Below are 9882 nucleotides of genomic sequence, written 5' to 3'. Positions count from 1 at the left end.
CATGGCCTCGATGACGGGCAGGCGGACGCGCTGGTAGTCCTCGTCGCCGAGGAAGCCCCGCAGCATCGATTCTGCGAGCAGCCGGCCCGAGGGCACGTCCCGCGCGACCACCCACGGGTCGAGCACACCGGCCTGGCCCTTGAGGAGGTCGACCACCTCGGTCTCGGCCCAGAACTCCGGGTTCACCGGCTGGAAGCGGCTGCTCCCGGTGGCGAGCAGGCCCGCCTCCGCGTCGTAGGCGAAGGCCGGGTCGTTGACCTGCGAGCCGAAGGCCAGGTAGTAGCAGAGCTGGGCGAAGTCAGTCTTGGGGTCGATGACCAGGCAGCGCACGCCCGACTCCGACTCCTCGTAGAACTTCTGGAGCGCCAGCGAGGACTTGCCACCGCCCGAGGCGCCGACGATGGCCAGGCCACCGCCGTCGTTGCGGGCCGGGCCGACGTGCAGGGAGTAGTGGACGGGCATCTTCCCGGCCCAGCCGACCAGGTTGCCGACCCAGCCGAGCTGCTTGCCCGACCGGTGCTCCGGGTTGTCCCCGAGCTCGGTGCCCGCCGTCGGCAGCCCGGCGCCCAGCTGCTCGACCTCCTGCAGGCGCAGGTACGGGGCGATGGGCAGCTTGGGCGCGTCGCCCGGCAGCTGCGACTGGAGCAGGCGCCACTGCTGGCGGGTCGGCCGCAGCAGGGTCACCTTGAGGTCCTGCTTGAACTGCATCTCCAGGATGCGGCGCCGGCGCTCCAGCTCGGCGAGGTCGGGCGCGGAGATCGTGAAGCGGATCTGCGCCTCCATGCCCGGCATCTTGTGCTCCTCGACGTCGTCGAGGAGGTGCTGGGCACGCGTGACCTGCTGGGCGAGCTGGGTGCCGGGCGAGCGGCCGGAGTTGGCCATGTCGTTCATCTCGTCGACGAGGTTGCCGCTGATCTTCTTCGCCCGGTCCTTGAACTTCAGGTACGGGATCAGGGTGAACCGCATGTCGATCTCGACCGGAAACTCCACGTGCTGCGAGGCGTAGCGCGCCCAGGCCGTGGACTGCCGGAAGCGGGTCTCGGTGGGCCAGCTCGCCGCGACGAGCGTGGTCGTGTAGCTGGTGTGCTGCTCGCCGGTGACCTCGTCGTACTGGTGCAGCACGATGTGCGTCTTGTGGTTCTCGCCGGAGAAGTCGACGACGAGGTCGAACTGGTCCGGGCCCCAGGCGCGCGAGCCGAGCACCGGCTCCGGCGGCACGGCCAGGTCCCCGTGGAGCGGCTTGCGGATCAGCCAGACCAGCTCCTCGCGGGTCAGCGGCAGGCCGTTCAGCCCCTCCAGGCTCTCGTGGACCTCGCGCGCGACCTGGGTCCACTGGGCCAGCAGGGCCGGCGAGAGGTATTCGTCGTGGACGCCGGTGGCGAGCGCCGCGGCCTTGTCGGCGCTGCCGCGCATGGCCGCCGTCAGACCGGGTTCCTCCACCGGGTCGTCGCCGCCGGGCAGCACGCCGGTGCCGTTCGAGCCGCGCTTGAGCGAACCGAGCTTGACCAGCAGGATGTTGCGCTCGCGGGTGGCCCCGATGCGCTCCTGGTACTCCGCCTTGCGGAGGTTGTACGCCTTGTAGTTCTCGGTCGGGTCCCAGGCGAGGGTGTTCAGCCGGTCCGCCCACTCCACCGCCGTGATCGGGCGGTACACCTTGCGGTAGTGGCATTCGACGTTGCGGTCGCCGCGGGCCAGGTTCAGCAGACCGCGCGCGGGGCCCTCGGCCATCGCCTGGAGCTCGCCCGCGTTGAGGTATTCGTCGATGGCGGTGGGCAGCACGAGCCCGGTCCACACCGATTCACCGTGTACGAAGATCATGTCGTCGGCGAAGCGGTACGGCAGCCGCATGTCCTCACGGCGCGCGGACGGGCCGGACTGGTTCCGCGAGCCGCCCTGGCTCCGCGCGCCCTGGTTCTGCGTACCGCCGGAAGCCTGGTTCTGCTTGTTCTTCTTGGAGCCGGCGGAGGCGATGATCATCGCGATCACGAAGAAGGCGACCGCCCCGCCCAGAAGGATCAACATGATCATGAGGGATTCATCCTGCGGTCTCGGAATGTGCGGTCTCGGAGTGTGCGGTGTCGGGGCGGCGCGGATACGGCTGCTCGGAGCGGTCCACGGCCGCGTACGAGGAGCCGTGCTCGGCCGCCTTCGCGAGGGCGTCCTCGTACTGCCGCTGCCAGCGCGGCGAGCCCGGCTGCCAGAGGATCACCTGCCAGCGCAGCTCGGCCGGCTCCCGGTCGGCCGCGAGCCCCTGGAGGCGCTTGGGCTGGAACCAGTAGTCGGCCCAGATCACCACCTGCTGGCTGAGGGTGAGGGCGGAGGGCAGGGGGCGGCCCCACACGAAGTAGATGCCGACCGGCGGCCCGATGTAGAGCACCGACGTCACCACCGAGATGCCCAGGAAGGGCAGGAAGGCGGAGAGCGAGAGCAGCGTCACCAGCCACAGGAGGCCGAAGCCGAAGGCCGCGCCCAGGGCGGGCAGCAGCAGACCCGGAAGCGGGATGTTGCCCCAGTTCCAGATGCGCTTGGGCCGGTTGAGCAGATCCGTGTGGTCGTAGGCGACCATCGGCTCGGGTGCGTCGTGCGTGTCCTGTGCCATCAGCCGGTCCCCCTCTCTGACGTGGTTGCGGAGCGCGGGTCACGGGGCGGGGCCGGGCGCGAGCACCGGCCGCTCCCGGGCTCAGCCCTTGGCGCCGCCGCCGCCGATCTGGCTGCCGAGGTCGATGAGCAGGCCGGCGAGGCCGGTCGCGCCACCGATGATCAGGGCGGCGAGCGCGATCATGCCGAAGCCCTGGAACGCCTCGCGCATGCCGTCGCCGCGCTTCATGGAGAGCAGCATGCGGATACCGAGGATCAGCAGGGCGCAGATCGCGACGGTGGTGCCGATGCCCGTGAGGATCTTCTGGATCTCGCCGAACATGCCGTTGAGGGTGGTGGCCGCCAGGTACATGGCGTGGTCCTTTCGCTGGAGGGCGTGGGAGGGGTGTGGGAGGTGCGTCTGCGGGGGCGCCGCGGTGGGGCGCCGTCGTGAGCGCGGTCAGGGAGTCGCGCGGTCAGGGAGTCTTCGGCGCGGGCGCCGTACCGCCCGCGGGCTGCTCCCCGCCGGCCGGCGGGTTCTCCTCGGGGACGGGGGCGGCGGAGGCCGTGGCTCCGGCGTCCGCGCGGCCGCCCGTCGGGTCGAGGACCCCGCCGCGGATGTCCTTGATGAACCAGCCCTGCGGGGTGTTCACCATGGTCAGGCGGTAGGAGCGCTTCACGCTGGTGGTCGGCGGCGGGTTCCCCTTGGCCGGGGCCGCGGCGGCGGCTCCGCCCCAGACGACCGTCACCCGCGCCTGGACCGTCTGGCCCTGCTGGTAGGCGACGGCGGCGTTGGGCTCGCTGCCCTGGGGGGCCAGCGCCACGACCTCCTGGACCTCGGGCGAGGCCAGGACCCCGGCCAGGCCGGTGGTCGCGGACTGGCTGGCGTCGGTGGTGGTGAAGCGGGTGAGGCCGGTGGCGTCCGAGGCGGCCCACGCCTTGAAGAAGCCGGGCAGCACCTGGGCCTTGAGCTGGTTGGAGAGGTTCTGGTCGACGATCTCGTCGTCCTGCTTGACCGCCGGCACGCTGCCGCGCGAGGCGAGCGGCATCTCGCCGACGTCGCCCGCGATGCGCAGCCCCGAGCCGGTCGCCGGGTCCTTCACGTACACCGGTACGGAGAGGGTGGTGACGCGGCCGGTCGACAGCTTGACCTGGATGCCCAGGTAGCGGCCGTTCGCCCCGTACTCGGGCAGCTCCTCGACGGTGCCGTCCCAGGTGGCCTGGCGGACGCTCTGGGTGCCCTGGCCGGTCATACCGCAGTCGCGGTCCACACCGGAGGAGGCGAAGCGGGTCAGGGCCTCGCGGCGCTTGTCGGCGTTCTGCGGGGAGTAGGTCATGCAGACCGTCGCGTACTCCTCCGCGAAGGTCGCCGCGGCCGTGACCGGGAACTCCGACAGCCGGTAGCGCTGGACGTCCCGCGTGCTCAGGTCGGCGTCCCCGACCGCCACCGACGACTTGCCGACGACGAGGCCGGCGACACCGCAGGAGCCGAGCACGAAGGCGCAGGTGGTGATCAGCAGCGCGGCACGGACCGCGACATGTGTACGCCGCCCCTGCGCGGGCAGACGGCCCCCGGGGCGCGGTACGTCGAAGCCGGCTCCGCCGGCGGCCCGGGCAGGGGCCTTGGCCGGCGAGTCGGCGGCGGCAGTGGCGGTAGCGGTGGTGGTGTTGGCGGTATTGGCGAGAGCGGGCGCGGGCGCGGCGGCCGGGGTCCCGCCCTTCTTGCGGCCTTCCCGCTCGGCCTTCTTCGCCTCGTACGCGGCCTTGCGCTCGGCCCGCTTCGCCTCCTGGGCGGCCTTGCGCTGGTCCTTCTTGGACCCGGCCGGGCCCTGGCCCGCCTGCGGCGGCAGCACCGGCACGGAGGCTTCACCGGGCGGTACGGGACCGGGCCGCGCGCTGCGCACCCAGGCCGCGGCCACCTGCGCGCGGGCGGCGTCCGAGGACTGCTGCGGCGGGGCGGGCGGCTGGTCGGCGTAGCCGTAGGGGGCCTGCGGGGCGGAGGGCTGCTGGGGCTGACCGGCCGGGGGCCACCCGTAGCCGAACTGCCCCTGGGCCTGCTGGCCTTGCTGACCCTGCTGCGTCTGCTGCTGCGTCTGCTGGGGGGCCCGCTGCTCCTGCTGCCCGGAAGGCCGGCCTCCGTCGACCCCGCCAGCAGAGCTGTTGTGGTCCGTCATCGAGTCCGCCTCTCCCCCGCGTGTGATCCCCCTCCGCCGTCCGACCGGTTGGCGGGCCCCTGCTGAGGCCAGGTGCGGAACGGCAGTGTGGCAAATGAAGACGACAACGCCTCTCCCCTTTTCCTCGCGGGGAAAGAGTGAGGAAAGACGGGGAAAGCGCGAGGAATCCCCGGCCGGGAGTCCCGGGCCCCCGCGGAGGCCCCTCCCGCCCGGCCCTCCGCCAGAATGAGCGCTCGTGCCCCGGCAGCGGGCGCACCGAGCCGTCCCCGACCTTGCGAAGGACGAGAGTTGAGCGAGCAGTACGCCCTCCCCGAGGCGCCCGCGGACCTGCCGCCGGGCCCCGCGACCGAGGCCCAGCACGCCTGGATCGCCGGCTACGAGCCCGGAAACCCCTGGCAGTCGAAGCTCTGCCTGAGCACCCCGCAGGGCACGGTCTCGTACCCCCTGACCCCGCACACGATGCCCGAACTGCTGGAGGGCCTGGTCCTGGTGGCCCAGGCCCAGCAGGGCACGACGGGCATACCGGCGACGGCCGACACCCCCGAGGGCGCCCCCGACGCCGCCCTGGAGGAGACCCCGCCCACGAGCCTGCACGAGGGCCGCGCGGCCCGCATGACGGGCTGGGCCGTGGTCCACGACCTCTGGGAACGCGGCGACGCCTCCGTCCGCTTCATCATGGGCGCGGCGGTGATCGGCCTGCTGATCCTCGGCATCGTCCTGTCCTGACCGCGTGCCACGATGCCCGTACGGAAACCGAGCGAGGAGCCTGCACGATGCTGACGGAGACATCGGGCCGCACGGCCCAGGACCTGGCCGCCGAACTGGCGGACCTGCGCGGAACCGACTGGTCCACCATCTGGCCGGGCCCCCCACAGGGCGGCTCCCCGGAGTTCCACGCGTGGTGCGAACGCCACGGCTGGGAGCCGGAGCCGGGCAGCCGCAATCTCGTCGTACGCACGCGCACCGGCGGGGAGCTGACGTTCGAGTCGAACGGGGCCTGGCGGCCGGTGAGCCGGCTGACGTACTGGGCGTCCCGCCTGGTGGCGGCCGACCCCTCCGACAACCCGGCCGTCCTCGAGGGCGCGGCCTCGGCCTGGCCGGCGTTCCTGGCCGCGGCCGAGAGCGTACTGGGGCCCGCGGCCTGGCACGGCCCCTGGGACGCGGAGGACTTCCCCGAGCCCCCGGAGCAGGCGTTCTGGGGCGACCGCGACTACCGGCTGGAGACACGCGATCCCTACCGGCTGGCTTTCTGGGCCCCCGAGGGTGAGCACCCCGGGCAGGCGTTCTTCGTCCTGGACCAGGCCGTTTCCTTCCAGACCTGGGGCTCCGGGGCGCCGGGCAGCTCGGTGATCGTCCTGAAGGTGCACGCTCCTGAGGGCTCGCGGAGGCGCAGGTGAACCACGGCGCTCCCCCGACCCCGCAGGAGATAGCGCGGGCCTTCGAGCTGTGGGACGAGCACCTCGCCTCGGTACCGGAGAACCCGCGCGCGGGGCGGGCGGTGGCGGAGCGGATCTACCGGGACCACGCGGCGACGGCCGCGGCGACGACGGCAGGGCCGGAAGCGGCGGCAGAGGCGCAGGAGACGGCGGAAGAAGCAGAAGCGGCGGAGCCCGCCGAGCTCTCCACCCGGCTGCTGGACTACATCAGGGAGATGGCCGAAAAGGGCTCGGTCACCAACGCCGACCGGGGCCCCGTACGCGCCTTCTGGTCCCACGAGTCGCAGCCCGAGGGCGCCGACAGGATGGTGCCGCACCGCTTCCTGGCCAGGGCCTGCGGAGAATCCCGCAACCTCCAGGTGCTGGAGGACACCCCGGTCGGACACCAGCTGAACTCGTACCACCTCGACAACGCCTTCGTGGTGGACGCGCTGGCCCGGCACTTCGCCTTCGACAAGGCGGAGCTCGCGTCGGCCACGGGCGCGGCCTGGGACACGCTGTCGCGGCACTACGCCCAGGCGGCCGAGGCCGATGTGGTCGCCTTCGTACCCGACATCAGCGCGACGTACTCGGTGCTCGGCCGGGACGAGATGCCGCTCCTGCTCCGCAACGAGAACGTCGGCAAGGACGGTGTGAAGTTCCCGGTTCCGCTGCCACGGCACGAGCACCTGCCGGCGGACATCGACGCGTTCATCGCCGAGCCGCCCGTCCGCAGCCAGCTGGTGATGGAGGACTACGACCCCGAGGGGTCCCCCGAGGCGTTCGCGGTGATCCTCCAGGGCATCGACGTGCCCGAGGACCGCAAGCAGGCCCACTCGGCCATCGTGGACCGCCTGTCGATGGCCGGCACCTACCAGGACCTGCGGGCGGACGCCCCCGACCCGGTGAGGAAGGCCGTGCTCGCCGGCTCCTTCCTCCCCGGGATGAACGTGGGGCACGGCATCATCCCCGCCGCCCGGAACGGCCCCGCCGGCCACGCGGCGGCAGCGTCACCCGCACCAGCGCCCCCTCAGCCGGCCCCGAAACCCACGGGCATCGAGCACTGACGAGGGGGGCCACGGGCCGGGCTACCCCTCGGGCTCGTACTCCTCCAGCGGCAGCGGGTCGAACGGATAGGCCGTGTGCCCGCCCACCTTGGGCGAACAGGCCGCGAACGGACCGAGGTCGGTGTCCATGAGCACGCGCAGATGCGGATCGGCGTGGTGCAGCCACCAGGTGGACATGCCGAGGGCGGTGTCGTGCCGCAGATGCTCCCAGGCCAGCCAGAGCCCGGAGAGCCGGGCCCCGGCCTCGGGGTGCTCCCACCAGCGGGGACACCAGGTCGCGGAGGATCCGTTCAGCCGCCGGCGGACCATCGGGGCCAGGTACTCGGAGACGAAGGCGAAGACGTCGGCGAAGTAGAGCTCCACTTCCTCGACGGCCTCGGGCTGTTCCTGCGGGGTCGTGCTCATGGGGTGCCGTCCTTGGGGGCGTTGCCGGTCAGTGTTCGATCCCGGTGGACTTGGGCGCGGCCTCGATCACCGGGTTGATCACCCCGTGCGTACTGACACTCGCCGCGCGGGGGGCCGGCACCTTGATGGTGCGGGGAATGGTGACACCGGGCAGAAACCCATTGGCCGGCGTGGGCATCCGGTCCTCAGCCCGCTTACCCTCGGACTGCCCGGCTTCGGGCTGCCCGGCCTTGAGCTGCCCGGCCTCCGACCGCTCGACCGCAGGTTGCGCGGCTTCCGGCTGCTGGGCCTCGGGCTGCTCACCCACAGGCCGCCCAGCCTCCGGCCGCTCAACCGTCGGCTGCTCGACCCCCGGGCGCCCGGCTTCGGGCTGCTCCGCTCCCGGCTGCTGGGCCTGGGACCGCTCGCCCCCGGGGCGCAGGGCCTCCGCCTGCTCAACCCCCGTTTGCTGGGTCTCGGGTTGCTCAACCACGCGTCGCCCGGCCTCCGGCCGCTCCACCGCCGGCTGCTCGACCCCCGGTCGCCCGGCCTCGGGCTGCTCGGCTCCCGCCCGCTCGGCCCCGGGCCGCTGCGCCCCCGCCTGCTCAACCCCCGGTTGCCGGCCCTCGGCCCGCTCGGCTGTAGGCCGCCCGGCCCCGGCCGCCTCGGCTCCCGGTTGCCCCAGCGCAGGCTGCGCACCCTCCGCACCCGGCACCTGCGCCCCCGGCGCCCCCCGCACCACCGCCCCCGCCAACTCCGCATAGCTCGCCGCCCCCGACAGCCGCGCCACCGCCGCCGCGCGCGCCTCCCGCTGACGCTCCGGGACCTCGATCGCCGCGAGCCGCGCCGCGAACTGCTCCGGGGTCGTGCCCCCGGCCGCGTAGTCCTCCCTGCGCAGGTCGCACCGTACCGCCGGGTCCGCCATCAGCTCGTACATCTCCGCCGGAAGGTGCGCCTGCGGCGGGAACGCGATGGGGAACCCCACCGCCTCCTTCCCCGCACCCCCGGGCCCGACCACCCGCGGCATCTCCGTCGCGCCCAGGATGGACTCGGCGCCGATCTCCCCCGCGAAGACGGCGACTTGTCCCGTGGCAGCCCTGGCATAACTGGCCGAGGCGGCGTCCCAGATCTCCCGGGCCGCCTCCATCAGGTCCTCGTCCAGGTCGAACCGCTCGATGAGCGCCATCTGCACATTCGGGTCCCACAGCTCGTACGATTCGAGCCTGCGCCCTACCGGCGTGTCCTCCAGGACCTGGTACCCACGGGTCTCGCCACACGCCTGGGCCAGGAACCGGTGACCCACCTCGCGCGGCGCCCCTTCCGGCTGGGACCGCCAGGACCAGAGCGCACGTACCTCTCCCCGGCCCTCCGCGGTGGGCGACTCGGTGGCCGCGACATGAGCGCTGAAAGCGAGCACGTCGGGGAACTCGGCCCCCTCCGCCTGCCAGTCCCGATAAAGGAGGTCGACGGCCTGCTGCACCCTGTCAGGGCCGAGGGGGCGCGCCGCGTGGTACTCCTCCTCCAGGCCGATCGCGCGGTCGATCTCGACCTGCGTCGGCCGGGCGAACTCCGTCACCGGCCGGTCCCCGCGAACTCGGCCGGCGGAAAGACCCCGAGCGAGACCGCCGATCCGCCCGGCCGCTCGGATGCCCACGTGAAGAAGGTGACCGTCTGCTGCAGCACGATGAACGGCTGGCCCGGAATTCCGGGATCCGGTGCCCAGTAGGCGAAGCGGTACGGCTCACGGTTCAGCGCCCGCTCGTCGCGGCCGTTCCAGTACCAGTGTTGCGGCGGCTCCGGAAAATCGGGGGCGTCCCACGCGCCGGTCCAGGTGGGTGCGCCCAGCACTCCCACGGCCGCGTCGAGGAAGGCCGGCCAGGTCTCCTCCACAGCGCCGAAAACCGCACTGTTCTCGGCGGCACTGTCAGCCCTCATCTGCCACGCGTAGTGCCTCAGGGCGATCAGTGGACCCCACAGGGCCGCCCGGTCGTAGAACGTCCACTTCCCTCCGCCCGGCGTCCTGACCCGCAGCTGCCGATCGAAGGTCAACGGCTCCCACCCGTAGCGGCTGCACCACTCGCGGAATTCCCAGGACCCACCCTCCGGCGGACCCGACCACACCGAGGGCCAGTCGTCGACGGCCCGCATGTTCGCCAGTTCGGCCACCAGGTCCTGCGGCGTCCGGCCGGTCCTCTCGTTCAGCATCCTCGTCCCCTTCGTCTCGCCGTGGCGTGCTCGACCGTACCCCGGAGCGCCGAGGAGACG

At 72.8% G+C, this 9882-nt stretch carries 10 protein-coding genes; 3 read left to right on the top strand and 7 right to left on the bottom strand.

Features of this window, described 5'->3' with window-relative positions; genetic code table 11:
- The 4 genes from ABZ873_RS02520 to ABZ873_RS02505 all read right to left on the bottom strand — a co-directional run.
- On the bottom strand, window positions 1–2028 hold a 2028-nt coding region (locus ABZ873_RS02520), incomplete at its 3' end, for a hypothetical protein (RefSeq protein ID WP_360864083.1).
- 7 nt (window positions 2029–2035) lie between these two features.
- Window positions 2036–2599: a hypothetical protein gene (locus ABZ873_RS02515; protein ID WP_360864082.1), complete on the bottom strand. Its 564-nt coding sequence runs from the start codon at window positions 2597–2599 to the stop codon at window positions 2036–2038.
- A gap of 81 nt (window positions 2600–2680) precedes the next feature.
- Window positions 2681–2950, bottom strand: coding sequence for a TrbC/VirB2 family protein (locus tag ABZ873_RS02510; RefSeq protein WP_360864080.1), 270 nt, complete (start codon window positions 2948–2950; stop codon window positions 2681–2683).
- A 103-nt stretch (window positions 2951–3053) separates the two neighbouring features.
- Window positions 3054–4751, bottom strand: coding sequence for a conjugal transfer protein (locus ABZ873_RS02505; RefSeq protein WP_360864079.1), 1698 nt, complete (start codon window positions 4749–4751; stop codon window positions 3054–3056).
- A gap of 288 nt (window positions 4752–5039) precedes the next feature.
- On the opposite strand from ABZ873_RS02505, the gene ABZ873_RS02500 reads away from it, so the two are divergent.
- From ABZ873_RS02500 to ABZ873_RS02490, 3 genes are read left to right on the top strand one after another with little or no spacing between them, the layout of a single operon-like run.
- Window positions 5040–5477 (top strand): hypothetical protein, encoded by a 438-nt coding sequence (locus ABZ873_RS02500; RefSeq protein ID WP_360864077.1) that lies wholly within the window; start codon window positions 5040–5042, stop codon window positions 5475–5477.
- A gap of 47 nt (window positions 5478–5524) precedes the next feature.
- Window positions 5525–6148 (top strand): hypothetical protein, encoded by a 624-nt coding sequence (locus tag ABZ873_RS02495; RefSeq protein ID WP_360864075.1) that lies wholly within the window; start codon window positions 5525–5527, stop codon window positions 6146–6148.
- Window positions 6145–7233 (top strand): hypothetical protein, encoded by a 1089-nt coding sequence (locus ABZ873_RS02490; protein WP_360864073.1) that lies wholly within the window; start codon window positions 6145–6147, stop codon window positions 7231–7233. The genes ABZ873_RS02495 and ABZ873_RS02490 overlap by 4 nt, the downstream gene beginning before the upstream one ends.
- Window positions 7234–7254: 21 nt before the next feature.
- Here the strand turns inward: ABZ873_RS02490 and ABZ873_RS02485 are convergent, their stop codons facing one another.
- The 3 genes from ABZ873_RS02485 to ABZ873_RS02475 are packed head-to-tail and all read right to left on the bottom strand — an operon-like array spanning window position 7255 to window position 9783.
- Window positions 7255–7638, bottom strand: coding sequence for a DUF4913 domain-containing protein (locus tag ABZ873_RS02485; RefSeq protein WP_360864071.1), 384 nt, complete (start codon window positions 7636–7638; stop codon window positions 7255–7257).
- Window positions 7639–7666: 28 nt separating this feature from the next.
- Window positions 7667–9193 (bottom strand): hypothetical protein, encoded by a 1527-nt coding sequence (locus tag ABZ873_RS02480; protein ID WP_360864069.1) that lies wholly within the window; start codon window positions 9191–9193, stop codon window positions 7667–7669.
- Window positions 9190–9783, bottom strand: coding sequence for a hypothetical protein (locus ABZ873_RS02475; RefSeq protein ID WP_360864068.1), 594 nt, complete (start codon window positions 9781–9783; stop codon window positions 9190–9192). Before ABZ873_RS02475 ends, ABZ873_RS02480 begins: the two co-directional genes overlap by 4 nt.
- Window positions 9784–9882 lie beyond the last annotated feature (99 nt).

It is taken from the genome of Streptomyces sp. NPDC047014 (assembly GCF_040644195.1).
In the GTDB taxonomy this organism is placed as follows: Bacteria; Actinomycetota; Actinomycetes; order Streptomycetales; family Streptomycetaceae; genus Streptomyces.
Note: the sequence above shows the minus strand (reverse complement) of the source record. Positions and strands in the feature narration are given on the sequence as shown.

Coding starts and splice junctions, on each gene's coding strand:
- ABZ873_RS02515 (WP_360864082.1), bottom strand. CDS start 2,599: ATGGCACAGGACACGCACGACGCACCCGAGCCGATGGTCGCCTACGAC.
- ABZ873_RS02510 (WP_360864080.1), bottom strand. CDS start 2,950: ATGTACCTGGCGGCCACCACCCTCAACGGCATGTTCGGCGAGATCCAG.
- ABZ873_RS02505 (WP_360864079.1), bottom strand. CDS start 4,751: ATGACGGACCACAACAGCTCTGCTGGCGGGGTCGACGGAGGCCGGCCT.
- ABZ873_RS02495 (WP_360864075.1), top strand. CDS start 5,525: ATGCTGACGGAGACATCGGGCCGCACGGCCCAGGACCTGGCCGCCGAA.
- ABZ873_RS02485 (WP_360864071.1), bottom strand. CDS start 7,638: ATGAGCACGACCCCGCAGGAACAGCCCGAGGCCGTCGAGGAAGTGGAG.